The sequence below is a fragment of the Ferruginibacter paludis genome (assembly GCF_030409685.1).
GTDB lineage: Bacteria > Bacteroidota > Bacteroidia > Chitinophagales > Chitinophagaceae > Ferruginibacter > Ferruginibacter paludis.
Window position 1 is genome coordinate 60,616 of the sequence record NZ_JAUFQJ010000014.1, and the last position, 25,157, is coordinate 85,772.

At 42.4% G+C, this 25,157-nt stretch carries 20 protein-coding genes; 6 read left to right on the forward strand and 14 right to left on the reverse strand.

Going from position 1 to position 25,157, the window contains the following annotated elements; genetic code table 11:
- Nucleotides 1–180: 180 nt before the first annotated feature.
- Both QWZ08_RS19870 and QWZ08_RS19875 read left to right on the forward strand, forming a co-directional pair.
- Nucleotides 181–465, forward strand: a complete 285-nt coding sequence (locus QWZ08_RS19870) for a Gfo/Idh/MocA family oxidoreductase (RefSeq protein ID WP_290339286.1) — start codon at nucleotides 181–183, stop codon at nucleotides 463–465.
- Between the two features lie 215 nt (nucleotides 466–680).
- Nucleotides 681–872, forward strand: a complete 192-nt coding sequence (locus tag QWZ08_RS19875) for a hypothetical protein (protein WP_290339287.1) — start codon at nucleotides 681–683, stop codon at nucleotides 870–872.
- Nucleotides 873–1,330: 458 nt separating this feature from the next.
- On the opposite strand, the gene QWZ08_RS19880 is transcribed toward QWZ08_RS19875, so the two are convergent.
- Complete coding sequence (locus QWZ08_RS19880; protein WP_290339288.1) at nucleotides 1,331–2,323, reverse strand: 3-hydroxyacyl-CoA dehydrogenase family protein; 993 nt, start codon at nucleotides 2,321–2,323, stop codon at nucleotides 1,331–1,333.
- A gap of 67 nt (nucleotides 2,324–2,390) precedes the next feature.
- Nucleotides 2,391–3,140: a YARHG domain-containing protein gene (locus QWZ08_RS19885; protein WP_290339289.1), complete on the reverse strand. Its 750-nt coding sequence runs from the start codon at nucleotides 3,138–3,140 to the stop codon at nucleotides 2,391–2,393.
- A 133-nt stretch (nucleotides 3,141–3,273) separates the two neighbouring features.
- On the opposite strand from QWZ08_RS19885, the gene QWZ08_RS19890 reads away from it, so the two are divergent.
- Nucleotides 3,274–3,879 (forward strand): DUF2306 domain-containing protein, encoded by a 606-nt coding sequence (locus QWZ08_RS19890; protein WP_290339290.1) that lies wholly within the window; start codon nucleotides 3,274–3,276, stop codon nucleotides 3,877–3,879.
- Nucleotides 3,880–3,892: 13 nt separating this feature from the next.
- On the opposite strand, the gene QWZ08_RS19895 is transcribed toward QWZ08_RS19890, so the two are convergent.
- The 6 genes from QWZ08_RS19895 to QWZ08_RS19920 form a co-directional block, all read right to left on the reverse strand.
- Nucleotides 3,893–4,270, reverse strand: coding sequence for a hypothetical protein (locus QWZ08_RS19895; RefSeq protein ID WP_290339291.1), 378 nt, complete (start codon nucleotides 4,268–4,270; stop codon nucleotides 3,893–3,895).
- 217 nt (nucleotides 4,271–4,487) lie between these two features.
- Nucleotides 4,488–5,345: a PKD domain-containing protein gene (locus QWZ08_RS19900; protein WP_290339293.1), complete on the reverse strand. Its 858-nt coding sequence runs from the start codon at nucleotides 5,343–5,345 to the stop codon at nucleotides 4,488–4,490.
- A gap of 25 nt (nucleotides 5,346–5,370) precedes the next feature.
- On the reverse strand, nucleotides 5,371–6,741 hold the full coding sequence (locus QWZ08_RS19905; RefSeq protein WP_290339294.1) for a DUF4832 domain-containing protein: 1,371 nt from the start codon (nucleotides 6,739–6,741) through the stop codon (nucleotides 5,371–5,373).
- 150 nt (nucleotides 6,742–6,891) lie between these two features.
- A complete protein-coding gene (locus QWZ08_RS19910) occupies nucleotides 6,892–8,355 on the reverse strand; it encodes a RagB/SusD family nutrient uptake outer membrane protein (RefSeq protein ID WP_290339295.1) in 1,464 nt (487 codons plus the stop codon).
- 24 nt (nucleotides 8,356–8,379) lie between these two features.
- Complete coding sequence (locus QWZ08_RS19915) at nucleotides 8,380–11,538, reverse strand: SusC/RagA family TonB-linked outer membrane protein (RefSeq protein WP_290339296.1); 3,159 nt, start codon at nucleotides 11,536–11,538, stop codon at nucleotides 8,380–8,382.
- Nucleotides 11,539–12,036: 498 nt separating this feature from the next.
- A complete protein-coding gene (locus QWZ08_RS19920; RefSeq protein WP_290339297.1) occupies nucleotides 12,037–13,536 on the reverse strand; it encodes a DUF4832 domain-containing protein in 1,500 nt (499 codons plus the stop codon).
- 205 nt (nucleotides 13,537–13,741) lie between these two features.
- Here QWZ08_RS19920 and QWZ08_RS19925 point away from each other — a divergent pair, with 205 nt between their 5' ends.
- Complete coding sequence (locus QWZ08_RS19925; RefSeq protein WP_290339298.1) at nucleotides 13,742–14,770, forward strand: LacI family DNA-binding transcriptional regulator; 1,029 nt, start codon at nucleotides 13,742–13,744, stop codon at nucleotides 14,768–14,770.
- Nucleotides 14,771–14,839: 69 nt separating this feature from the next.
- On the opposite strand, the gene QWZ08_RS19930 is transcribed toward QWZ08_RS19925, so the two are convergent.
- The 3 genes from QWZ08_RS19930 to QWZ08_RS19940 form a co-directional block, all read right to left on the reverse strand.
- Nucleotides 14,840–15,601 (reverse strand): SDR family NAD(P)-dependent oxidoreductase, encoded by a 762-nt coding sequence (locus QWZ08_RS19930; protein WP_290339299.1) that lies wholly within the window; start codon nucleotides 15,599–15,601, stop codon nucleotides 14,840–14,842.
- A gap of 234 nt (nucleotides 15,602–15,835) precedes the next feature.
- The gene (locus tag QWZ08_RS19935) at nucleotides 15,836–17,551 is read right to left on the reverse strand and encodes an IlvD/Edd family dehydratase (protein ID WP_290339300.1); all 1,716 of its coding nucleotides are present in this window, start codon (nucleotides 17,549–17,551) and stop codon (nucleotides 15,836–15,838) included.
- 68 nt (nucleotides 17,552–17,619) lie between these two features.
- Nucleotides 17,620–17,913 (reverse strand): Dabb family protein, encoded by a 294-nt coding sequence (locus QWZ08_RS19940; RefSeq protein ID WP_290339301.1) that lies wholly within the window; start codon nucleotides 17,911–17,913, stop codon nucleotides 17,620–17,622.
- Nucleotides 17,914–18,129: 216 nt separating this feature from the next.
- Between QWZ08_RS19940 and QWZ08_RS19945 the strand changes: the two genes are divergently transcribed.
- Nucleotides 18,130–18,453: a hypothetical protein gene (locus tag QWZ08_RS19945; RefSeq protein ID WP_290339302.1), complete on the forward strand. Its 324-nt coding sequence runs from the start codon at nucleotides 18,130–18,132 to the stop codon at nucleotides 18,451–18,453.
- A 61-nt stretch (nucleotides 18,454–18,514) separates the two neighbouring features.
- Here the strand turns inward: QWZ08_RS19945 and QWZ08_RS19950 are convergent, their stop codons facing one another.
- Nucleotides 18,515–21,082, reverse strand: a complete 2,568-nt coding sequence (locus QWZ08_RS19950) for a TonB-dependent receptor (protein ID WP_290339303.1) — start codon at nucleotides 21,080–21,082, stop codon at nucleotides 18,515–18,517.
- Nucleotides 21,083–21,186: 104 nt separating this feature from the next.
- Entirely contained in the window at nucleotides 21,187–21,543 is a 357-nt protein-coding gene (locus QWZ08_RS19955) for a winged helix-turn-helix domain-containing protein (protein WP_290339304.1), read from the reverse strand.
- Nucleotides 21,544–21,680: 137 nt separating this feature from the next.
- Here QWZ08_RS19955 and mgtA point away from each other — a divergent pair, with 137 nt between their 5' ends.
- Nucleotides 21,681–24,221, forward strand: a complete 2,541-nt coding sequence (gene mgtA / locus QWZ08_RS19960) for a magnesium-translocating P-type ATPase (RefSeq protein WP_290339305.1) — start codon at nucleotides 21,681–21,683, stop codon at nucleotides 24,219–24,221.
- A 77-nt stretch (nucleotides 24,222–24,298) separates the two neighbouring features.
- On the opposite strand, the gene QWZ08_RS19965 is transcribed toward mgtA, so the two are convergent.
- Nucleotides 24,299–25,042: an ankyrin repeat domain-containing protein gene (locus QWZ08_RS19965; RefSeq protein ID WP_290339306.1), complete on the reverse strand. Its 744-nt coding sequence runs from the start codon at nucleotides 25,040–25,042 to the stop codon at nucleotides 24,299–24,301.
- Between the last annotated feature and the right edge of the window lie 115 nt (nucleotides 25,043–25,157).

The window sequence follows — 25,157 nt, forward strand, 5'->3', positions numbered from 1 at the left end:
TGCAAAGTCAACAACCAGCCGGCTGTTAATTCTACGTTAACCAATGGGCTTTTTTTGAATAAATTAAACTGATAACGAATGGATTATGCAAGCAGATGGCAACGGAGCAAGCTGCGTGTTTAATCGTTTAAACAAAAGTACGTATCTTTGTGTAATTATTACACGTTAAACAAATAAATTATGGCAAACGTAATGAATGTGGGATTGATAGAATGCAGGGATGCAGCCAGGCCTTTTCAATTGGACAGTAAAAACGAATCGAACAATTTCCACATAAAAAAAGTATTGGCAAATACCAGCCATTCATTCGCCGCATATTACCCTGATGCAGAATTTGTACAGGACAAAAACGCGATTCTGCAGGATGGGTCAATTGACCTTGTAATTATTTCTTCACCTGGTCAGGAAGGAATGCACCTTGTTACTGAAGCCCTTGAAGCCGGTAAAAGTGTAAGGATACTGTAACACAGTTACACCTTTCCATACGATTATTGCTACCAGGTACACTGCTTAGCCGAACGGCCAGGCAGTGTACCCCGATTGTACGCTTGTACACCCTGCATGTGCAGCAGGCTATGTATTGCGTGTTAAACAATTGAACGATTGTCTGCCTGCAGGCAGTTGCTTAAAGCAGCAGCCGTAAAACAGGGCATTAACATTCATCTTTAAAAACTAAACAAATGAAAACATTCACCTTAAAACAATTCGTAAGAATAAAAGCAGTATTTACTACCCCGGCTGAACCGGCAGAAAGTAACCCTGCAACCTCCAAAACAGTAAACAATCGCAAAACCGCTGCGTTGCATCGAAAAGCCCATATGGGTAACTTCTTTGCAGGTCCGCACTGTGTATTTGACCCAAGGTTGTTTTAATACTATCAGAAAGGAACTTTGTTGAATGATAGCCTATAGACAAGCAGGTGCCCCGCCAGTGCAGGGGCCTGTTTGTTTACATCTCTGTTTTCTTTGCAGGAAATCCATAACACTTATATTCGTCATTAAAACCGCGTCCGTCCTGATGGACAGAAGATGCAGGAATAATAACAAGAGGTTTATCCTGAAGCAAAATCATTTAATCAAATAGCCGAAGCTGTTTTAAAAAAGAGCTGTGGCGGTTTCGAAATTTCATCGTTGCAGGCGTACAGGTTAAATCCTGCAAACGCACTACAACCTGTAAATATCAGGGCACTGCGACAAAAATTCTTTTCAAACCTTTCCTGATTTATGCATACGTATACAAACAAGGTGAAGGGTTAATGAAGTAAACATATAGTTATTGTAAAAAAGAGACACGGAAAATCCTGTATATTATTTAGTAAAACTAAACAGCCTTATTTATTATTTTTAGCCTTTAGTTTTTTTTCAACCACATCCGCCGGGTACTTCAACGCCAGCTGTCGTATCTCATAGCTGAATTCTGTGAATGTTTCCTCCCATAATTTCGCTTCTTCCGGCGTATAGTTATAAAAGCCGTGCGCATTGGCAACTCCTTTGCCGCCTTCCCGTACAATTTTATCAATGAGTTCCGGCACTTCGGTACCGTTGTGTAAGGTTGGAAAAAGATCTTTCATTACGGTATGATATGCCGGCACGCCTGTGAGGTCCATCCAGCGAAACACGCCTACCAGCGTCATCCAGTAACCGGTATTATTGCGGCAGGCCCGGTCCACATCTTCCACTGTAGCATAGCCATTTTCCACCAGGTTCATAGCTTCCCGGTACATGGCATACATCAGGCGGTTGGTAATAAAACCCCTGATATCTTTTCTTACCAGGGTAGGCTCCTTACCCCATTGATGCGACAGGTTGTATAAAAATTCAGCCTTTACCGGATCACTTAATTCACCGCAAATAATTTCAAGAAAACGGGTTGTATGAGATGGTTCTGCCCAATGCAATCCAAAAAAACGCTCCGGATGCAGGGTCAGCTTTTGCAAAATACTGATAGGTATTGCGGATGTATTGCTCGTTAAAATGGCATCGCTGCCAATAACTGCCTCAATCTTATTGTACACTGATTGTTTGATGATTTCGCTTTCCAGCGTGCATTCAATTACTACCCCGCAATCCTTCAGCAAGCTGTAGTCTTCCGTGATAATTAATTGCTGCAGGTAATACCCGGGCTGCTGTTTAACTAAGCCATGTTCTACCGAGCGAGTCAAGTGATCCTGAATTCTTTTAGCCGCATGTTCAAGATCAGCCGGCAACGGCGCCACCGCAACTACGGGATGCCCGGCCATCAGCAGGCAGGTGGTAATGCTGCAACCCATCAAACCAAGTCCGACTACGCCAACGGGAATTTTGGTTGTATCAATTGTTTCCATTTTATTAATTTATCAATGTAAGATGAAAATATTTTGAATTGAATTTTAGCTGGCGTCGCTTCATCACTTATCTTCCAAACTCATCGCTATATTCTGCTGCGTACTTTTCGAATCTTTTTATCAGCGTGATGTTTTTTCTTTCTACATCCGTAAGCATGTTTTTTACCTCAGTTGTAATGGGGATGTACCACTCTTTATTTTCAAATAACTGGCGCAGGTATTTCTTTTTAAAACAATATCCATGTCTTGCAAAAATTTCGTTGCGCATCTGCTCCAGTTCTTCCGTATTGAAATTGTTTACATCCTCCTCTTTCAGCAGCCGTTGGGAGCCCTGCGGATAGCTACCAACTTCAGTCCTGTAGACAAAAGTCCGGCGTTGCAGTGTATATTCTTTCGATCCTGATTCATTTGTCGGCTGGTATGGATCCCAGGTTCCCTTTAACACGCCGGGTGCTTTGTTATCGAACGAAAATTTAAATATTCCATCATGCACTTCTTCGCCGGGTTCTTTGGCAATAACAGTAATAACACCATCCTCAGCTGCCATCACGCCTTTAAAAGGCCGGTCATTACCACCCACAACCGACCTGCCTTCCAGGCTATCGCCGGTAACTTTTGTAATAAGCAATGTAATCATGTTGTCGCCAAAATTTCCGGCATAAGAACCTATAACGTTTGTGCTTGCCGCAAGCATGGAAGCTTCTGCGCCATCCGGTTCTGCAGCTGATTTCGCATTGATGTTTTTGGACTTACAGGCAAACAGTAATGCTGCTGTGATAAATAAAAAAATGCTGCAGATTCTTTTCAATCGTATCATGGCTTTATAGATTTGGGAGCGAATACAAGTGACAGGTATATCCATTCCTTACATCAATATCCTATTTTTGCGTGTACAAAATAGGATATTGAAACCAACCTGCAAAAACATACCCGCAAAAATAGCCTTGTTCATGCTGGCGATATTTAGCTGGCTGATGCTGAAAATTGTTTTACAATATACATCGCTGGATATAAATGCCGCTTTCTTACAATTGAAACAGGCGTATATTTTAATTGATGTGTGGAGGGTTTCGTTTTATATACATGTGTTCAGCAGCATGTTTGCATTGATGGCAGGTTTCAGCCAGTTTTCAACAAAACTACTAACAACCAAACCAAGGCTGCACCGCCGGCTTGGTTATGCATACGTAATCAATATTTTATTTGTTACCGGGCCAGCTGGATTAATAATGAGTTTTTACGCGAATGGTGGAATATACTCCCGCATTGCATTTGTATCCCTATCGGTGTTGTGGATGATATTTACATCGCTGGCTGTATTCAAAGCCTTTAAAAAAGATTTTACTGCTCACAGGGCTTTTATGATCAGGAGTTATGCATTGACTTTATCGGCGATATCATTACGTATATGGAAAGTAATTTTGGCTGATTTCACCAACCTCGGCCCGATGGACCGTTACCGGATCATCGCCTGGCTGGGCTGGGTGTTGAATTTGCTGGTTGCAGAATGGATATTGATGAGGTACGTAAATAAAAGAAAGACTGCATTCAATTGAAATGAACTGTCAATTACATCAGCTTATTCATTTTAAAAGTCAGTAAAAAAATGAATGCGGCTATTAGTACGGTAACATGAATTCCGAAAAATGCATACTGCGATACTTTCAGCAAATTACTTTTTTGACCAGCAACAATTGTATACACCGCACATGCGATTACAACTATCTCAAACGCTAAAACAATTACCTCTCTCGTTTCAATATAGTGTTGCGTAACCATCAGTTGCCTTACGGACCAGTAAATAATGATGGAGGCGCCTGACAGCAGGTTTACCGCAGCAGTAAAAAGAATTAGTTTATTGGTACGATACCCAATTATCCAAACAACTATATGCAACAATAATATTGCTACTACGGTAATAATTACCCATTGATCTGATTTGCTCATGATTGTTTTTTTACCGGAGTAAATGTAACTGGTAAATAGTTAGCAATGTCAATCAATGAGCGAACGGCAGTACTTAATTAGCATTCATAACTTCTACTCTTTTCATTCAGGTCTATAAAAACAAACAAGCCATCAGGCATTGAAAAATCAATTGCTTAATGACTTGCGTCGCATTAGGCGTCAATTAAATTCGGTTATTGCTTTTTATCCGTTAACCCTAAAGAGGAACCGCTAAAAATTTAGAATCTGCATTGGCGGCTTCAGGCATTTTTCCCACTTCAGCCCAGCCGGAAGTGGATTCAACAATACAGAAATTCACGAAGTTCTTCATTGCTCCCAGCGAACTCTTCTTAATGGAGAATTCAATAATTTTCTTACCGCCTTTAACAGTGATTGCTGAAAAATGCATGGCATCACTAAAGCCTGCAACAGAGTTCCAGCTCCAGTCGCCAGGACCGCCTGCATGCTGCAGTACATCTCCCCAGCCGCCAACAGGACTTCCTTCGCACAAATATTCTACACCCGAACCGGCAGGGTACATCCAGGTACTGAAACCTGTAGCGGGGTTATTGTCAGTGTCCATGTACAAATCAATAATCTCCATATTCATATCCGTTGTGCCTTCCAGGTAAAAATTAATTGCCTGGCTGGATGCAAAGGTTTTGATGCCAGTCATGCTGCTTACATAGGTAGCCGCATTTTCATGCGTGTAAGGCACGTATTGCCAGTCACTGAAATCACCGTCAATTTTTATATTGGGTCCGATGATACTAACGGTGTCAATAAACGTATTGCTTTCGGTACCATTTTTTGCAGTGAGCGACACCAGGAAATCACCTTTTTTTGTAAACACATGCTGGGGCGTTTTGCCGGTTGAAGTAACATTGCTGCCATCTCCAAAATCCCAAACATACTCTTTAGCACCGCTGGAAAAATTGGTAAAGTTTACTTTATAGCCATCCGCCACATAACTAAAAACGGCTTTTAAACCACTGCCCGCCTTGTCTTTTTTACACGAGCTGCCAGCAAGCACCAGGGCAAGCATTCCAAATAAATAAATGATATTTCTTTTCATACTTTTATTTTTTAGTGTTTGGTTTTTATTTTATTATCAGTTGATGTTTCAGGTTATTCATGCCGCCATTTTCTTCTACCCATGTATCTGTATTGGCTAGTCTTACAGCATATTCTATTCTCGGTTTTAAGTTGGCTGCATTGTCTGAAATGCGCAGGTACATATCATACGTTCCTGCCGGAATGCCCGTCAGCGCAGGCGTTTCACTGACAGCCAGTGTAGCAGCTGGCTTGCAGGTACGCAGATCTGCAGCCAGTGCCACCTCATACAAGGTGCCGGAGGTTTTGTCTTTCAGCACCAGGTAAGTATTCTTTTTATTATAGAGCGGCGCATAGCCCTTGTTGATAATACTGATGGCAACAGCAAGCGTACCGTTGGCAGTAACCTGGTCAGGAAATTTAGCGCTTACCAACGCCAGCCGGTAACCGAGGTAGGTATGAAATTCATCAAAGCAACCGGAATTTTTCCATTCATTGATGGTTGCAGGATACCAATCTAAATTCAGGTAAGTCCACCGCAACAGTTTCATCTCATTTCTGCCTTCATTACAAGTGGGGTCATACCCGTTTTCCGGCGGACAAGTTTCTCCACCGGTAGGAACATACAATGCGTCATCGCTGATGTATTGTTTCTCTGCTGTTACGTTGGTATAGGTTCCATAATTGGTTCCGCCGGTTAAAAAACAGTCGTTGTGATGACCTACCCTTGCCCTTCCTTCGCTGGTATAGGCAATATCTGCCGTTACAGGTAAATTGCTGTTGAATATTTGCTGTTTGGCTGTGGGTGTTCTCACCTGCACCATAATATCCTGGGGTAAAACACTCAATAGTTTGTTCAATACCTGCCGTTCATTGTCGGCCGTGGCAAGCCCGTTGGTTGAGCTGTGCCATTCGCCCCACGCGCCGATAAAACCAGCCTGCACAAAAGCAATCACATCTTTATTGGCTTCAAAAATGGGCTTTAGCTGATCTATATGTTGGGCAATAATCGCATACGGTGCATCTGCCCCGCCAATGCTATCGGTATATGCAAAACGAAGTATCGCCTTCAGGCCGGCCACCCTTATTTTATCCAGGTCACCCTGTATTAAACCGAGTTCCACGGCACTGATGGCTTTGTCTTTAAACGCTTCCAGGTAAAAAAAGCGCAACACCATGGATACATTCTGTGCACGCATGGAAGCAAGCAAAGTTGTACTTAGCGGCGTTCCCTCAGAGTGCACATCCATGTTATGCATAAACCCTCTTTCAGGATTGGGAAAAATCGCTGCCGAAATATCGTAGGTAATGGTATTGTCAACAACCGGTGGTGGAGTTGTTTTACTTTTTTTGCAGCTTAGCAAACAGCACAATACCACACCGGAAAAAAATATTCTATACCAGTTTTTCTTTTTCATACTCAATTTTATGTGCACGTATTTATTAAAAAGTTTGCTACCAACTATCGCATTTCATAGCAGCATCGTTGTGTCACTCCCTTGTACTTTTTCAGCTTTGTGCGACGCCTTCAATTCGCAAGGCCTGCTCCTTTTATGCACTGTGCTGGTTTAATTATACCCCGGGTTTTGAATAAACTTACCCTTGCCTTCACTAACTGCTTTTAAAGAAAAGGGATACACCACTTTGTTAGGTCCTGTATAAGTTGACTGTGTTACTTCCTGGCAGCGGCTTACAAATTTGCCATGGCGAATAAGGTCTGCACGGTACTGGCCATTCTCGCACCAAAACTCGTGGCTTCTTTCCAGTAAAATCAAATCGTTAAATGCAGATAACGAACTGTAGTCTGATAATTTTTTATCAGCAAGTCCTGCTCTTCTTCTTACTACATTGATCAATTCCATTGCCTCTTCTGTCGGCGTACCTGCATTGGCAATTGCTTCGGCTTTTGACAGCAACACATCAGCATAGCGGTACATCACAATATCTACTGTTGTAAGACCGGTTGTTCTGTCTGCATCCTGGTTCATCTTTAATGGAATCGGCCCCCAGTCCAGTATCGCTCCCGGGCTGGCCCTGTTATAGGTAATGCCATCGGTGCCGGTAAATTCTGTAATCATCATTTGCTTTCTTTTATCGTTCGCTTCAAAGCGGTCGTAAAACCACCAGGTGCTGGTGATCGTTCCAAAACCACCCTTGGGTGCAAAGGTTGCCGGCAATACCATCAGTTGCCATTGATTTTCGCTCGTGCCTGCATAATCGCAGGGTATCGCCCATATTACTTCATGGCTATTTTTGGCGCCATCCAGATCCCACATGGCCGCATAATTAGCATCCAGTGAATAGGCATTGTAGGCAATGATTTCATCGCTTAGTGTTTTTACTTTCGCCCAGTTTTTTTCATGCAGGTTCAGCCTGATATCAATCATTTTTGCGAGCGCTTTATTAAAGCGGCCATATTCACCATCCTGGGGTGCAGGTAAGTCGATGGCGGCTGCTTCCAGGTCGGCTTCAATAAATGCTACCATATCTGCATTGTTCAACCTTGCCAATGGTGCTTCCTGCAACGGATTCTGTAAAATTTCCAGTGGAGCAATTACCAATGGACCGTATAAATCAAATAAAGTGTACGCCAATAAACCTCTTGCGCAACGCACATGTGCAATGGCTTTTTTCTTAAGGTCATCACTCACGGTTGATTTCTCTATTAAATCAATCGTTAAAGTCATGCGGCTAATCTTGTTATAAAAATCATCATAGTACCGCGTAAACAACTCGTCAGTTGGTTTATAGTTTTGCAACGAAGCCAGCATCTGGTCGCCATATTTACCATGCAAAATTTCCGTAGTGGCATCGCTTAAAAACATCACGCCCCTTTCTGAAGTAGAAAAAATACCATCAGACCATGCTCCTCTTAAAGGATAATAAGCCGCATTCACCATCGCATCCAGGTCGGCTGCAGACTTGGGAAAAATACTGGGGTTAATCTCCGCATAATCAATCGGCACAAGGTCTTTGGTACAACTGTTTAACAGCAGTAATAATGGGAGCAGTAATAATTTATATAGTTTCATCTGTTTTATCTTTTAAGTATTTTATTAAAATGTAAAATTTAATCCCGCAGTAAATGTTCTGATGTACGGATAGGCGGCAGTATAGGAATCTGTTTCAGGATCAACACCGGTATAGGGAGTGATCACGAAAAGATTCTGCGCATCCACATGAATACGGGCTGATGAAAAAACGCGTTTTAAAATTGTATGCGGCAGGTTGTATCCCAGCGACACATTTTGCAATCTTACAAACCAGGCTTTCTGTAAAAAGAAATCTCCTACACTGTAAGGTGAAAAACCCCAGAAAGAACTTGGCTGTGTGGTTGATGGATTGGCTGGTGTCCACCTGTTTTTTACAGACCGCAATGCATTGTATCCTTCGGCATACACACCATAAGCACTGATGCCATAAGCGGTATAATTTGGATCGGCCAGACGACGGCCAAACAAAGCATTGAAATCAAAATTCAAAGAGAAATTTTTGTAAGTAAGAATGTTGGTAATGCCAGCCATATAACTTGGGTCAGAGGTACCCAACAGTCTTGTATCAGCATCATCAATCAAGCCATCTGCTTTACCTGTTCTTAAAAATCTGCCGTTGGCATCCACTGCCGGGTTGCCATTCACATCCCGCTGAAACCCGTCCACATCTTTAATCTTGATCATGCCGGGCTTAAGCTCGGGCTGGGAGGCAGGTACTTTTTCTCCTACTTGTAAAATACCATCAGAAAGCCGGCTGTATACGGATCTTATCGGGTCATTTGCATTTTCATACACGGTAGGTTTCCAGTCGGGAGCTCTTTCCTTCCAGTTGTCTTTGTACCTGGAAAGTGCAAACATGGTGCGCCATTGAAAGTTAGCGGTAGATATGTTGCGGGTATTGATGGTGATTTCAAAACCGCGGCTTTGCGTTTTACCAATATTGGCGATGATGGTATTTACTTCCTGGTAAGAGTTCAAAGTTTTTGTATCAAGCAAATCAGAAATCACATTGTTATATACTTCTACCGATCCGTCAATTTTTCCGTCCAGCAATGAGAAGTCCAGGCCGAGATTGGTGCCGGTTGTTGTTTCCCATTTCAAATTCGGATTCTCCAGTCTTGATAAAGAAACGCCGATCATTCTTGAATCACTTCCTGATAACCAGGCGGGGTAAGCGCCATAAGCAGCAAAGGCATTGCTGTTGATGGTGGCATTACCTGTCTGACCATAACTCACTCTTAATTTAAATTGAGATACTACGTTTTTCAGCGGCTTGAAAAAAGATTCTTCTGCTACGTTCCAGGCAAAGGCTGCTGATGGAAAAGTAGCCCATTTGTTATTAACGGCGAATACACTTGCTCCGTCTGTACGTACGGTTGCTGTTAATAAATACCTGCTTTTAAAATTGTAATTGATGCGGCCAAAATAAGATGCGATCAGGTTTTTGGAGCCTGCAGAATTCGTTGGCAATTGTATGCTTCCTGCGCCGAGGTTATTCCATAAAAAAGCGTCCGTAATAAAACCCGTTGCGCCGCCGCTGCTTAAACGGTTTACAAATGTTTGTTGTGATACACCCGCCAGCAATTCTATTTTATGATCCGTTAAAAATGTTTTGGAATAGTTGGCTGTTGCTTCCAGTAAATAATCATCTTTATCTCCGTTGCTAACAGAAGCCCTTCCATGTTCCAGCGCTCCATGCAATGTAGTCGTGGGGATATAGCTTTGTCTTTTGGTATAGCCCCTGTCCATGCCGGCTTTTAATTTAATCACCAAATCGGCTATGGGAGTAATGTCTATAAAAACATTTCCCAGCATTCTTTCTATCCTGCTTTGATCGGTAATGGTTAATAAAGAATATGGGTTGGGTTGCAGAGCCAGCTGCGGATTCAACGGATAGTTACCATCTTCATCAATGGCCTGTATATGCGGCCCCTGCTGAATCGCAGCCCTTATCACTCCTGAGTTTTCGTATTGATCACCACCCAGCTGGCTGTTGTTGTTGTCTATCCTGCTGGCAGTTAAATTCATACCCATCTTGATAAACTTGTTAATGTCCTGGTCGATGTTGGCCCTGACTGAATATCTTTTAAAACCCGAATTCTTTACAATACCCTGCTGATCGTAATAATTCCCCGATAACAAATACCGGGTAGATTTGGTACCACCCGAAACACTGATATTGTGCTGCGCTGTTGCACCATCCCGTGTAACGAGCGACAACCAATCCGTACCCCTTCCCACATTGTTGATGGCATTTTGTGTATACAGTTTTTTGTACAATCCGTTCACCGGGTTGGCTTCTGCTTCAGCTCGTGTACGCGTGCCATAAGGAATCACATTGTTATCAAAATCCCACTGCTCTTGCCCGGCTTCATTGCGCACCTGCATCCATTCATTCAAAGGCAGTACATCAAAAGGATTGTTGTAATGCTGAAAAGAAAAATTATTGGAATACTGCACTTTAACAGCGCCTTCAGCACCTCTTTTTGTAGTGATCAGGATAACGCCATTGGCAGCCCTTGATCCGTAAATGGATGTGGCACTGGCATCTTTTAATACATCAATGGATTGTATATCGTTCGGGTTGAAAGAGTTTAAAATACTCTGTGTACCGGCCTGGTAGCGGCCGCCACTTTCTGGCTGCTGCAAATCAGAAATCGGGAAACCATCCACCACAAACAGCGGTGCGTTACTGGCATTGACAGAGCCTGCTCCCCGGATGAGTATATCCAGTCCGCCACCGGGCTGCGCACTGTTTTGACGAATGGTTAGTCCTGCGACTTTGCCTTTCAGCATATTGCCAATTTCAGGACCAGAAGATATTACGAGGTCTTTTGCTTTTACTGAGGATACAGCACCGGTGAGATCTTTTTTCTTTTGCGTGCCATACCCGATGATCACTACTTCATCCAGCGGTTTATTGACTGCCACTAAAGTAATGTCAATGGAAGACTGGTTTTTTACAGCCATCTCTGAATTGACATATCCCACAGATGAAAAAACGAGCGATGCATTTCCGTTAGGGACTTTGATGCTGTAAGCACCATCCGTATTGGTACTGGTGGCAGTTGCTGCACCTTTAACAACCACAGTAACACCAGCCAGCGCTTTTCCTTCTTTATCACCGGTTACTACACCAGTTACTGTGCGTTGCTGGGCCAGCACTGTAATATTAAAACAGAGCAGTATGATAAACAGCCAATTTCTTTTAAAACATTTCATTGCAATTCAGTTTTTGGTTTATAATATTTAAGCAATATTTTTCTGTGGTAAATAGCAGCGGCTTCGCAAGGCGTCAGACAAAAAATGCTGTTATTATTGGTGTTGCTAATTTGGAGGATAATACCTTCTTAAAAAAATGGCAAAACCACTACATTGGTGGTTTTTAAAATTGCAATCGTTTGTGTAAACAGGTAAAACGTTTGCTTAACTTCTCAACATTATCTTGTTTGAATAAGAAAGCGATCAAATAATGTAGAAAGGTAAATTTCGGGCATTGAATCGCCCGGCAAAAAGGTCATTTCCCTGTTGGTCATAAATCAAATTTTCAAGATTTATCACAACTAAAGGCGGCAATTATTGCGGTAATACAAATGGATTATTTTAACGTTTGCAAAGCATAGCAATTGCCTGCGTAATCGCAGATTACAAGAAGCACATATACCCTGGCCCTAAGGGTAAAAAGCGATTTTGTGCAAACTATCAGCAGTGATGGTAAATTTATTTTATGCGGATTGTGTGGTGAAGATCATTGTAGCCTGTTGCTTTCTCAACCATATTTTCATTGGCCAGCATCACAGCGTATTCGGACCGACCAGCAAGGGTTTCAGCAGCATCGGGTAAAAATAAAAGTAACTGGTAATTACCGGGATTGATACCCAAAGGTAGTTGCAACTTTTCCTGTATGTGGTGGGTTCCGCTAAACCATAAACGCAGATCTGCTTTTAAGACAATGGCATATTCTTTTTTTGTTGTGATGTTACGCAAAATAATCTTTACCGGCCTGGGGTTATATGCAGCCGCATAGCCAAGATTGGCTATCGTAAAATCAATTGCTATCGGAGATGCTTTACTCAATTGCTGTTGTAATATTGCTTTGCGTAAAACAAAACGGTAGCCAAGATTTCTTTTGATGTTGTCAAGACAGCCGCTGCTATCCCAGTCGTTGTTTACATCATTATTGTAAGCCGCATTCAGGTAACTGTAATGCATGCTGCGCATTTCCTTTTCTGCATGGCCGGCAGGGGCACAATCATTCTGCGGACTAAAACTATCATCGCATGTTTCACCGCCAACAACTGTAAATTTTGTATCCACTTCAATGTATTTTCTAAGTACTGCGTTTGCCGGTTGTCTTTGCTGACTGGAACTTCCATAGTCGTAAAAAGTACCGTAATCATCTTCTCCCGATAAAAAACAATCATTGTGAAAACCAATCCTTGATGCATCGGAATTATTAAACGCTGCTGTTAATTGAAGTGGTGCGCTCGTAGTTGGTGCCGACGGGCCATATACAAACTTTTGTTTTATCTGTGGCGTACGAACCTGTACCATCCTGCTTTTGGGCAAGGCATCCAGCAAGGCCTGCAGCAATTCATTGCGGTGACGCCAGCTGCTGTCAAGCACTTTTCCAATGCCGCTGTTGGATGCATCGCCAAAATAATCAGTAAAATAATTCTCACCCCAGATACCGATAAAACCCTCCTGCAGCACGGCGATTACATCCGCATTGTGTTGCAGCAACGGCTTCAATTGTTGTATATGATTGAGCGTGATGTTTCGTGGCGCATCCCCATAAGGAGGACATATTTTATACTCATCCCCGCAATTGCCTTCGTGCGAAGTATTGGTGTATGCAAAGCGCAGAATCATCTTTACCCCCGCTGCACGTACCGCATCAAAATCTTTTTGCAGATTGGCTAAAAAGGCAGCTGACAAAGGTTGATTTTTAAAAGTATCCAGTTCATAGCCGCGGTAAATTAAACTTACCTTCACCGTGTAACTGGCTTTGGAACTGCGCTGTGGGTTATTGCGGTACGCCTTCAATTTTTCTGCGTCCAATACAACAAAATTGCTGGCCCTTGTTCCGGATGGAATGTAAAAACCTCTTTCAGGATTTACAATATCTTCCTGGCTCTCTTTATATACAATTGTTTTGTTTTGGGCCGCTGCTATCATTACAGTAAAAATGCCTGACAGAACAAATACGAACTTTGTCATTGATTGATTGGTTTTAAATTATTGCAATTGTTATTATGCAATGGATGTCTGCTACACGTAGAGTAATGTGCTGTAAAATGCACATTATTCGTCCAGGAAAAATCCTTTGCATAAAGCGTTAAATTATGCAAAGGTTTGCGGAGAAAACTACGCAAACGTTTTACTGTTTTAACCACATGTATAAAAAACGATTTACTTTAGGGCCATGGAGCAAAAGCCAACAACGATTAAAGAAATAGCGAAACAACTGAACATTTCTTTTTCAACAGTTTCAAGGGCTTTACACGATCACCCAAACATTGGCTTACGCACCAAATTGCGTGTACAGCAACTGGCCAAAGAATTGCATTACGAGCCCAATCAAACAGCGATTTTTTTTCAGCAGCGAAAAACTTTTACTATCGGGGTTATCATTCCTGAACTGGCGGAAGCCTTTTTTTCCACCTCTATAAATGGCATTGAAGATACGGCTGAAAAGAATAAATACACAGTACTCCTTGGCCAGTCGCATGATAGTGAAGAAAGAGAAAAAAAGATTTTGGAAACCATGAAACAGCACCGGGTGGATGGTGTGATCATTTCCATTTCTAAAAACACGGTCAATTACGAACATTTTGAAAGCCTGAAAAAATACGGCATCCCCGTAGTGTTTTTCGATCGCATTCCTAAAATGAGCGATATCCATTATGTAAGTTCCAACATGATTTCCGGGACATTGCAGGCGGTTTCATTCCTCATTAAAAAAGGGCACCGGGTAATCGGCATGATCAATGGTCCTGAAAAATTACTGGCCAGCCAGGAAAGAAAAGAAGGCTACCAGCAATCAATGACAAAAAGCCGTTTGAAGTTTGATCCATCGCTTGTTGTAAACAGCGATCTTTCTTTAACAGGTACACAACTTGCCATGGAAGAACTGCTGAGCTCGAAACGAAAACCCACTGCCATCGTTACCTTCAACGATTACGTGGCACTGGATGCCATCCAGTATGCGCAAAAAAGAAAACGAAAAATAAACAAGGATATCTGTTTTGTAAGTTTTGCCAATTTACCCATCAGCAGCTACAGTGCTTATCCACCGCTGGCTTCAGTGGAACAATACCCATATATACAGGGTCAAAAAGCTACTGAAATTTTGCTGGAACTAATGAATAAAAATAAAGACGAAACCGGGCAAAAGGAAGTGTATTACAAGATCATCGTTGAATCGCAACTGGTTTTGCATGAAAAGAAATAAGCAAGACGCAAGCGTCTTCACAGGTTAGATTTTTCCAACTAAAATTATTGAAATATTGCTTGCCAAAATTTAAAATGGTGAAGGACTGATACAGGTCCATCCGCCATCCACCACTAAACTTTGCCCGGTAATATGCTTTGCTTTTTCTGATACCAGGAACAGTGCCGTATCTGCTATATCGGTAACAGTGGCGGCCCGGCCCATAGGCGTTATACGACTCCAGGTGGCTGCGTATTCCGGGTCATCCATCGTGCGCTCGGTTAGCGTGGCACCGGGCGCAATGGTATTTACATTGATTTTAAATTGCGATAATTCTATCACTAAATTTTTTGCCAGCATCTCCAGTGCCGCCTTGCTCATGCCATATGCTGCCAAATCCTTATGTGCCTGGTGCCCGGTAACAGAAGAGGTAAATAATAAAGATCCGCCAGAAGCCTGCTTTTTCATTTGATTGGCTGCTGCCTGCGCTAAAAAGAAAGTACCACCGAGGTTCACCTGCATTACCCTGAAGAATGCTTCCGGGGTATAAGTAAAAAAATCACCAAACAAAGTGATGCCGGCATTGGCTATTACAATATCGAGCTGACCAAACCTGGAAACTGCGGTATCTACCATACGTTGTATAAATCCAGGCTCGCCCGCATCTCCCGAAAAGGCAATGCAACTTGCACCGCCTGCATCTATAACTTTTTGTACGGCCTTATCAGCAAGGGTTTCATCCAGGTCGTTTAAAATTACATTGGCGCCTTTCTGTGCAAGTTTGCTACATATCTCCAGACCAATGCCCTGCCCTGCCCCTGTTACAATTGCTGTTTTGTTTTTAAAAGACATGTTCTTTGAGTTATAAGTTGTAAGTAATAAGTCATAAGTTTTTAAGAGTTGTAGGTTATAAGCTTTAAGTTATAAGTTGCAGAGTCTTACATTTTGATTCTTTTTAGTTGTCACAAGAGCAATATCAATATGGGTCTTTACACTTATTAGCCGGAAAAGATGCATACAGCTTCGAACCCGTATGCGCCAACTTAAAACCTATAACTTACAACTTATAACTTTCTTCATAACTCTTTAGTGCGAATCCCTGCTTACCTTACTGCCCGAGCCGCCTTTTAGAAAATCCATGTCTGCACCCAGGTGTGCCTGCTCTACATGCGTTTGATACAAGTGCACATAGCCCCTTGTCTGCATCGTTTCTGTTTGTTTCCAGGCAGCTTTGCGAACAGCCAGTTCTTCTTCACTCACTTCCAACTGCAATGTTCTTTCATGCGCATCCAGGCTGATGATGTCTCCGTTTTTTACCAGCGCCAACGGGCCGCCCACTGCGGCTTCCGGCGACACATGCAACACGGTTGTTCCAAAACCTGTGCCGCTCATCCGGCCGTCTGAAATACGTACCATGTCTGTAACACCCTGTTCCAGTAATTTTTTTGGCAGGGTCATATTGCCTACCTCCGCCATGCCGGGATAGCCCTTTGGTCCTACATTTTTTAACACCATAATGCTGGTTGCATCTATGTCCAGTGCAGGATCGTCTATGCGTGCGTGGTAGTCTTCTATATTTTCAAACACCACCGCTTTACCGGAATGTTTTAATAGTGCCGGTGTGGCTGCCGATGGCTTCAGCACCGCACCATCGGGTGCAAGGTTTCCCTTTACTACCAGTATGCCTGATTCGGGCTTGAATGGCTCCTGCATGGTGCTGATAATATTGCGGTCATACACTTCTGCTGCCGCACAGTTGTCACCCATCATCTTACCATTTACAGTAATCGCATCATTGTGAATAATAGATTTCATTTCTTTGATCACCGCAGGTAAACCACCAGAGTAATACAGGTCTTCCATATAATTGTCACCCGATGGCTGGATGTTGGCCAGCAACGGTATTCCCTGGGAATACTTATCAAAATCTTCAATGTTTAAATCAACACCAATGCGACCTGCGATAGCCAGCAGGTGAATGACAAAATTGGTCGACCCCCCTATGGCAGCATTCACCATGATGGCATTTTCAAAAGCTTTACGGGTTAAAATTTTTGACATGGTAAGGTCTTCCTTTACCATCTCTACAATGCGTCGCCCGGAGAGTTGCGAGAACACTTTTCGCCTGGCATCCGCTGCTGGTATAGAAGCATTGTTGGGCAGCGAAAGTCCAAGTGCTTCTACCATTACCGCCATAGTAGAAGCTGTACCCATCACGGCGCAATGCCCCTGCGTACGGGCCATGCAGGCTTCCGACTCCATAAATTCTTCGGTTGTAATTTGTCCCAGTTTATGTGCCGCATCAAAACGCCAGATGTCGGACGTGCCGATGTCTTTTCCTTTCCAGTGGCCCTTTAACATGGGGCCGCCGGAAATAACCAACGTGGGAATGTTCACACTGCAGGCGCCCATTACCAGCGAAGGCGTTGTTTTATCACACCCGCACAATAACACTACACCATCTACCGGGTTGGCCCGGATAGATTCTTCCACATCCATGCTTACCAGGTTGCGGTACAACATGGCAGTAGGTTTAATCAGTGTTTCACCCAGCGACATTACGGGAAATTCTACGGGAAAGCCACCTGCTTCCAGCACGCCTTTTTTTACTGCTTCGGCCAACTCTCTAAAGTGTCCATTACAGGGCGTTAATTCACTCCAGGTATTGCAGATGCCAATCACTGGTCTGCCATCAAACATGTCTGGTGGTGCACCCTGGTTCTTCATCCAGGCACGGTATATAAAACCGTCCTTGTCTTTACGCCCAAACCAGCTGGCGCTTCTTAATTTTTCGGGTTCCATAGTCTATTTTATTACAGGCAACAAATTACGCATATTGCCTGACTGACATTTATTTTGTTTGAGGGCTATTATTGCAATGGTTCATAATCAATCTCCAGAAAATCCTGCACGTACTTTACCCAATATTGCTGAATAAATTGTTGATGACCCGGATGGCTGGAATACGCATCATACGATTGCTGGCTTTCAAACTCCATTGAAAAGCCGAAATCAAAACTATTTTTTTTACTTGTTTGTTTAAGCATTTCAAAATTAAGCACTCCTGGTATGTTGGATAGCGTTGCAGCTGCTGCTAAGAATGCCTTTTCTTCGGCACTATTTTTTAAGCAGGTTAAGGTAAAAATAACGGAATGACGTATCATATATAGCCGAATTGTAAGCTGCGGTGGTTTTATTCAAATTCCCTTATGGCAACTCAAAAAAACAAATAATCAGGCAAATAGCAAGCAGGTATTTTTTTGTTGGATGAATTTTATTTTTGTTTCGCCAAGTGGCTGCCAGGTTTTGAAAGATGGACAAACCTGTTTAAAAAATCCATGCAACCAATTTGATTGTATTTTTGTCAGCCTGTAAAAGCTATGAAATATATTCTATTGCTGGCATTAGCGGGCCTGTTATATTCCTGCAAAAAAGAAAAAGTTGTGGTGTATGCCAATGAAGGCATGATTACAGGCATTGATTTGCGGTATTGCCCGTGTTTGCTGGAATGCCCGTGTGCATGTGGTAGCCTGGTTTTTCATTTTACAAATGGAGCCGATACTTCGAGGATGACTGTAGACAACCCTGCTATATTTCAGTTACCAGATAGCCCCCGGTTCCCGGTGCGTGTAAAATTGAACTGGCAAAATACTTCGCGTTGCAATATGAAAGCGATTAAAGTGACAGATTATGCCACATTTTAATTTCATTTCATCTGGAGAATACAATAAAAATTACTCCGAAAAACTATACCGGCTGAATGTGCTAGAACATATACGTTACCGTTGAGTAATAAAGTCCGCCAATAGAAGGTCCGCCAAGGAAAGAATAGTAATAACGATTCAACAGGTTGGTGGCACCCAGTTTTACGCTTACCCCTGGCTTTTTAAACTGGTAGTTCATTTGCACATCCATACTGCCGTAAGCAGGCACCTGGCCGTTTACCAAAAAAGATTGCCAGTAATAACTGCTCTGCCATTTGTAAGTAATACCAGCACCAATGCCTTTATAAAGATGATCCGACGATAGTGTAATATTGGTGATCCATTTGGGTGTATTAAAGCCATCCTCCAAACCATCATTACCGGTTTTTCTATCCAGCTTTGCGTAAGCAACATTGGCATTGATGAGCAGGTTGCGCAAGAGGTTATATTTTACACCCAGGCTGCCACCATAATTGAACACGGTGGTTTTTGAATTGGTCCATAACCTGTAGCGGTCCTGCAATTTATTGTCATTCAAATAAAAAGCGATTGAATCTGCAATGTTTGTTTTGGCAATACTTGCTTCTACCTGGGCGATAAATGAATGGTACTGGTTGTAATAAAAATCGACATCCACCAATAATTTTGATTCAAGAAAAAGGCCTTTATAACCAATCTCAAACGATTTAATATGCTCTGGCACCAGGTAAGTGTAGCTGTTCTTCATTAACATGGTTTGGTTCTTTTTAATGGCTGCGGCTTTGGTAAGTCCCCCGGTATTTACGTCTTTAATTACAGCTGCCTTAAATGCATCAATAGATGACTTTAACCAGGAGTTTTCAAAAACACCATTGGACATTACTTTTAACCCACCCACTCTTTTTACACCACCGCTGTTGACATTGCTAAACCCTTCAAACAAGCTGGGAAAACGGTAACCGCTTTGGAACGATATCCTGAAACTATTTTTTTCGGACGTAGCATAAACAGCTGAAAAACGTGGGTTAAAAGTAGTATGGAAATAATCATTTTTATCCACCCTTAAAGTAGCACCCAATTTCAATTGTTTGTTAAACAGTTGTTTTGCTGCCGCGATAAAGCCACCGGTTTTACTGTACACCAGGTTGCTGTACGGATCCTGCTTTACAGGGTTGATAAAGTAATTGCCGTCTGGCACAACGATATACGTTCTGTAATCAAAACCAGCCAGCAATTCTATCAGGGCACTCTTTTTCAGGCCGGGTAAAAACGCGTCTGTTATATTGATCTGCCCGTCGATATTTACCAGGTTGGCTTTAACACGAAGCGCTGCACCGGCATCCCAGTTGTTGATGTTTTTTAATTTATCAAAAGTCGTTTTCCAGGCATTGCTGCCGGGTTCAAATCTACCCGAATCAGCAAATGACCTTGCCATCTGCAAAGCCTGCGGTATGGGGGTACCAGCTGAGACTGTACCGTTAAACCGGCTGGAATAATTGCTAAACCAGCTGTCATCGCTCTTAAAAGCCTTGTCCATATTTTCTGCCATGGAGCGCAGGTTATAAGAATCTCCGGTATTCTCTGCATTCCAGTACGCATGGGCAGTTACGGCCAATGTCTTTAACGTAAACCCTTGCTGTTGCACCCGGTAATTCGCCAGCCGGAACCGGTTGGCACGCTGGTAAATATTATCCAGTATGGCAAATTTGTAAGTGTAGGTAAGGGTACTGTTTTTATTGATTTTATATACCAGTGCTGCATCTGCTTTGGCATTTTGCAGGTGATAATCCGCGACCTGTTTTTCATAATATCCAGTACGGGCCACGACGTAGCTTTTCCCCCGCAACACAAGTGTTCGCCTGTTGGATGACTCATTGCCATAACCGTTTACAGGATCAACGGCAGGATTATCTGCGCCAGTCAGCCCTGCACTGGAATTGGCTGTTGCATTTAAATCGGTGCGATCATCCGCTACCCAATCATTTCCCTTTGTAAAAGTGGCGTTTATTTTAAAGGCAAATTTATTAGAAAAAGCGTGCGCAATGCGAAGGCTGGTTTCGGTAAAAATGGAAGCGCTGCTGTTGGCATCATATAAATGATTGACACCGGTTTTCTGTTGTATACTTACCCCTTCGCTTGTAAAAGGATCTTTGGTAATGAAGTTGGCCAGGCCATTGATTGTATTCATTCCGTATAAGGCAGATGCCGCCCCCGGAATAATTTCTGCACTTTCTATATCAAGATCATTGGGACCAAGTGCATTGGCAATCGGCGCACCCAAATGCGGTGCCTGTATATCCATTCCATCTACCAGTTGTGCAAAACGTACATTGGTAGTGTTGGCAAATCCCCTGGTATTGATTACCTTAAAACCCAGGCTGGGCGTAATCATCTGCACGCCCTTCACATTTTCAAGTGCATCAAAAAAAGAAGGAGAAGCCGAGTTTTTAAAATAGACTGCCGTTTGCTTTTCGATACTCACCGGCGATTGCAATATACTTTCAGGTATCCTGGAAGCCGTAACAACTACTTCATTTAATACTGCAGCATGTGTTGAATCACCGTAGTTTTTATTTATTTGGCTGCTGTCCTGCGCCAAAATCGGCGTCATAAAAAAATAACTTATAGCAATTCCAGCAACAAATTTCATTGTTTATCTTTTATAGTCCTGGTATAATTGGAGGAAGACTTGGAACAAGTTTCGTTATACCTGTTGAGGTATAACGAAAACAAACATAATACCAAAATGGCATTTTAAAAAATAAAATGCTGTGTTTGTTGTGCAAGCAATTGCTGAAATTTTTTATTGAAGCTGTTGAAGAGCGCAATGTATTGTTCGCCTTTTTCTGTTACAGTTGCATTGCCACCACCCTTGCCACCCCGCGTTGAAATTACCAGGGGCGTTTGTGCCTTAGTGTTCATGTCATCTATTAACTGCCAGGCCTGCCGGTAACTCATTTCCATCGCCATAGCAGCCTGCCGGATAGAGCCATATTGTTTAATTTTTTCAAGCAGTTCAATGCGGCCTTTACCGACCAACTTTCCCTCAGCGGTACTGATCCAGATACGTCCGTCGGCTGCCAGGGGCAATTTCTTTTTTGATGCAGGCATTCCCTTATTTTATGCAATGATTAATTGCACTAAGTTAAAGCAGTTTCCTAAATTTCGTCAGTGCACACCAGGCTGAGTTTTAAACTGCATGAAGTGAGATTTAAGGGAACGAAAATAATTTTAAGGTAACTTTACGCATGCAGCCAAATTCTACAAACCCTTCGACAGACACTTTCTGGGCGCTTAAACCTGAAGATGCTTTCAAAAATATTTCCTGTTCTTCAAAAGGACTATCAACACCAGAAGCCAATGCGAGGCTTAAACAATATGGTAAAAATAGTTTCAAGGCAAAATCAAATTCATCGGCTATTATTCTTTTTCTGTTACAGTTTAAAAGCCCGATCACGATTTTGCTGATAGCTGCTGCTTTGTTGTCAATGGCACTGGGTGACATTTCAGACACGGTCATTATTCTGCTGATTATTTTGGTAAGCAGCATACTCGGTTTTTGGCAGGAAAAAGGAGCCGCCAATGCCGTGGAAGAGTTATTAAAAATGGTGCAGATAAAATGCAGGATCGTAAGAGACGAAAAAGAAATGGAACTGCCGGTTGAAAACGCAGTGCCGGGAGATATCATCGTTTTATCCGCAGGAGGCGTGATCCCTGCCGACAGTTTACTGATAGAATCTAAAGAACTGTTTATTGATGAAGCCGCTTTTACCGGGGAAACATACCCGGTTGAAAAATCGGTGGGCATAGCGGCCATTGATGCGCCACTTTCCAAAAGAAGCAATTCACTATTTATGGGTTCGCATGTAATCAGCGGCAAGGCAAAAGCGTTAGTTATTAAAACGGGCAAGCAGACTGAATTCGGTAAAATATCAGATAAGCTGGGAACAAAAATTCCGGAAACAGATTTTGAAAAAGGTATCCGCCAGTTTGGATACATGCTGATGGAAATTACACTGGTACTGGTGATCATCATCTTTGCCATTAATGTATTGCTGCATAAACCTGCGTTAGATTCCTTTCTATTTTCTCTTGCATTGGCTGTCGGACTTACACCTCAACTGTTGCCCGCCATCATCAGTGTAAATCTTTCTGTCGGTGCCAGGGCTATGGCGAAGCAACAGGTAATTGTAAAGCGGCTTTCGTCTATCGAAAATTTTGGATGCATGAATATTTTATGCTCCGATAAAACGGGTACCATCACGGAAGGCAAAGTAACACTGAAGGATGCGCTGGATATTGAAGGCAATCACTCAGAAAAAACATTACAATTTGCATGGTTAAATGCTACGATGCAGCAAGGATTTAAAAACCCGATTGATGAAGCCATCCGTTCAAGTTACACGGGTGATGGAAAAGGCTTTACAGTACAGGCAGAAATACCGTATGACTTTATCAGGAAGAGATTAACCATACAGGTGAAGAACGCCACTGATAATTTCGCCATTACGAAGGGAGCATTAAATTCTATTCTTACTATTTGTGATGAAGCTGAAACAGCAGCAGGCGCTATCCCCATGAAAGATAAGCTGGAAGCCATTCGTACAGAATATACCACATTGAGCGCTGCAGGTTTGCGGGTATTGGGTGTGGCCTATAAAAAGGGATCGGCTGATAAAAATTTCACCCGGTCCGATGAAATCAATATGATTTTCCTGGGTTTTATTACCTTGTTTGACCCGCCTAAAAAGGATGCACAGCAAACCATTGCCAACTTGCATAATTTAGGTGTATCACTAAAAATAATTACGGGAGATAATGAACTGGTAGCGGCAAGTTTTGCAAAGCAGGTTGGCATGGCAAACCCGGTGATTCTTACGGGTGCGCAAATGAGAGAAATGAGCGACAGGGCTTTGTTTGAGAAAGCTCCACGAACAAATATTTTTGCAGAAGTTGAACCCAATCAAAAGGAACGTATCATTTTGTTTTTGAAAAGATCAGGCAATGTAGTTGGGTTTATGGGCGATGGCATCAATGATGCACCGGCATTGCATGCTGCGGATGTGGGCATCTCTGTTAACACGGCTGTAGACGTAGCGAAAGAGGCCGCATCTATCGTATTATTAAACCGGGATCTGAACGTATTGGTTACGGGTATTGTTGCTGGCCGTAAAACGTTTGCCAACACAATGAAATATATTTTTATGGCCAGCAGCGCCAACTTTGGCAATATGTTTAGTATGGCGGGCGCTTCCTTGTTTCTCCCTTTTTTACCCTTATTACCTAAACAAATATTATTGACCAATTTATTAACCGATTTTCCGGAAATGGCAATTGCTACCGACCGGGTGGATACGGCTTCCGTAAGCAAACCGCAGCGCTGGAACATTCATTTTATCAAACGTTTTATGATTGTGTTTGGCCTGCTAAGTTCCGTGTATGATTACCTTACTTTTGGCGTATTGCTTTTATTAATGAAAGAAAATGAAAAAGTATTTCAGACGGGCTGGTTTACAGAGTCTGTTATTTCCGCCACTTTGATTGTATTAGTTGTAAGAACCAGGCTGCCATTTTTTAAAAGTTTACCTGGTAAATGGCTGGCCATTGCTACCAGCCTGATTGTATTGTTTGTATTATCTATACCCTTGATGCCTTTCGCGGGTTTATTCGGTTTTGTTCACCTGCCTTTATCTTTTTATGGATGGATGCTGTTGATCATCAGCTGTTATATTATTTCTGCCGAGCTGGCAAAGCGATGGTTTTATAAAAAATTACAGAACCAATCCTAAAGGCTTTTATATATGCCTTAAGCAACTTTCCGAATACAAAAAATAAATCTGTAAAAACAGTTCAGCAAAGTTATTTTTCAAATATTAAGGTATTTATTGGGCACATTGGGAGGATAATATTCAGTTCCGTAAGCAGCCTTCATCAACAGGGAAACAACAGTATAAATATGCGCCTCGGTACGCTGGAACTGGCGCAGCAATCCCATCATAGCATAGCTGATTGGGTTTACCGAAGGAATAAAAGTTTCCCATTCATAGCCTTTGCCCCATACCAGCCCCTTTACCGTGTGTAAGAGGTCGGCCTTTTTAGAAATCAAATATTGTAACACATCAATGCTTTTATTGGCGTCCTGGTTTACTGTATGAAAAATGGCAGTTTGTCCGCCAAATCCATTTTCGTCAAGTCCAGCCGTTGCATTTAAATCGGCACCATGTTGCACCAATACTTTCGCAGAGGCTAAGTGGTTGTATTCAGCACAAATGTGTAACAGGGAAGCTTCCCGGAGTGGTGTAAAAGTACAGTCAAAGGGATATCTTTTTAGCAGTGCAGCTTTATCTTCATTTAATTGCATATTCAGCGCAGTTGCATCATCCAGTAAAACCGACAGTAATATTTTGTCTTCGAAATCTACTCCATACTCTACAAAGGCCCGGATGCATTCTTTAAAAAGTGGTCCGCGTGTATACATGTTGATTAAGGAGTAGATAAGCGGTTTACCATCCGCCATCTCATTGGGATTTACGCCCTTTTTAAAACAGCTATTGATTCCCTCAACCGAATGCAATTCAAAATTGATTATGATTTCCCTTAAATAATCCATGCGTATTCAGTTTAAATTAGTTGCTGCAATTTGCTGGGTTGAGCAGCTGCAGTTTAAAAGCGCATTTCTTCAATTGTATGCGTGCTCTGTTAAAATCACTATACGAGATCCAATT

Excerpts from the sequence above, each read along its gene's own strand:
- QWZ08_RS19895 (WP_290339291.1), bottom strand. The coding sequence starts at position 4,270 with ATGAGCAAATCAGATCAATGGGTAATTATTACCGTAGTAGCAATATTA.
- QWZ08_RS19925 (WP_290339298.1), top strand. The coding sequence starts at position 13,742 with ATGGAGCAAAAGCCAACAACGATTAAAGAAATAGCGAAACAACTGAAC.
- QWZ08_RS19950 (WP_290339303.1), bottom strand. The coding sequence starts at position 21,082 with ATGAAATTTGTTGCTGGAATTGCTATAAGTTATTTTTTTATGACGCCG.
- QWZ08_RS19915 (WP_290339296.1), bottom strand. The coding sequence starts at position 11,538 with ATGAAATGTTTTAAAAGAAATTGGCTGTTTATCATACTGCTCTGTTTT.
- QWZ08_RS19920 (WP_290339297.1), bottom strand. The coding sequence starts at position 13,536 with ATGACAAAGTTCGTATTTGTTCTGTCAGGCATTTTTACTGTAATGATA.
- QWZ08_RS19900 (WP_290339293.1), bottom strand. The coding sequence starts at position 5,345 with ATGAAAAGAAATATCATTTATTTATTTGGAATGCTTGCCCTGGTGCTT.
- QWZ08_RS19885 (WP_290339289.1), bottom strand. The coding sequence starts at position 3,140 with ATGATACGATTGAAAAGAATCTGCAGCATTTTTTTATTTATCACAGCA.
- QWZ08_RS19890 (WP_290339290.1), top strand. The coding sequence starts at position 3,274 with ATGCTGGCGATATTTAGCTGGCTGATGCTGAAAATTGTTTTACAATAT.
- QWZ08_RS19905 (WP_290339294.1), bottom strand. The coding sequence starts at position 6,741 with ATGAAAAAGAAAAACTGGTATAGAATATTTTTTTCCGGTGTGGTATTG.
- QWZ08_RS19880 (WP_290339288.1), bottom strand. The coding sequence starts at position 2,323 with ATGGAAACAATTGATACAACCAAAATTCCCGTTGGCGTAGTCGGACTT.
- QWZ08_RS19965 (WP_290339306.1), bottom strand. The coding sequence starts at position 25,042 with ATGGATTATTTAAGGGAAATCATAATCAATTTTGAATTGCATTCGGTT.
- mgtA (WP_290339305.1), top strand. The coding sequence starts at position 21,681 with ATGCAGCCAAATTCTACAAACCCTTCGACAGACACTTTCTGGGCGCTT.
- QWZ08_RS19940 (WP_290339301.1), bottom strand. The coding sequence starts at position 17,913 with ATGATACGTCATTCCGTTATTTTTACCTTAACCTGCTTAAAAAATAGT.
- QWZ08_RS19945 (WP_290339302.1), top strand. The coding sequence starts at position 18,130 with ATGAAATATATTCTATTGCTGGCATTAGCGGGCCTGTTATATTCCTGC.
- QWZ08_RS19930 (WP_290339299.1), bottom strand. The coding sequence starts at position 15,601 with ATGTCTTTTAAAAACAAAACAGCAATTGTAACAGGGGCAGGGCAGGGC.
- QWZ08_RS19955 (WP_290339304.1), bottom strand. The coding sequence starts at position 21,543 with ATGCCTGCATCAAAAAAGAAATTGCCCCTGGCAGCCGACGGACGTATC.
- QWZ08_RS19935 (WP_290339300.1), bottom strand. The coding sequence starts at position 17,551 with ATGGAACCCGAAAAATTAAGAAGCGCCAGCTGGTTTGGGCGTAAAGAC.
- QWZ08_RS19875 (WP_290339287.1), top strand. The coding sequence starts at position 681 with ATGAAAACATTCACCTTAAAACAATTCGTAAGAATAAAAGCAGTATTT.
- QWZ08_RS19910 (WP_290339295.1), bottom strand. The coding sequence starts at position 8,355 with ATGAAACTATATAAATTATTACTGCTCCCATTATTACTGCTGTTAAAC.
- QWZ08_RS19870 (WP_290339286.1), top strand. The coding sequence starts at position 181 with ATGGCAAACGTAATGAATGTGGGATTGATAGAATGCAGGGATGCAGCC.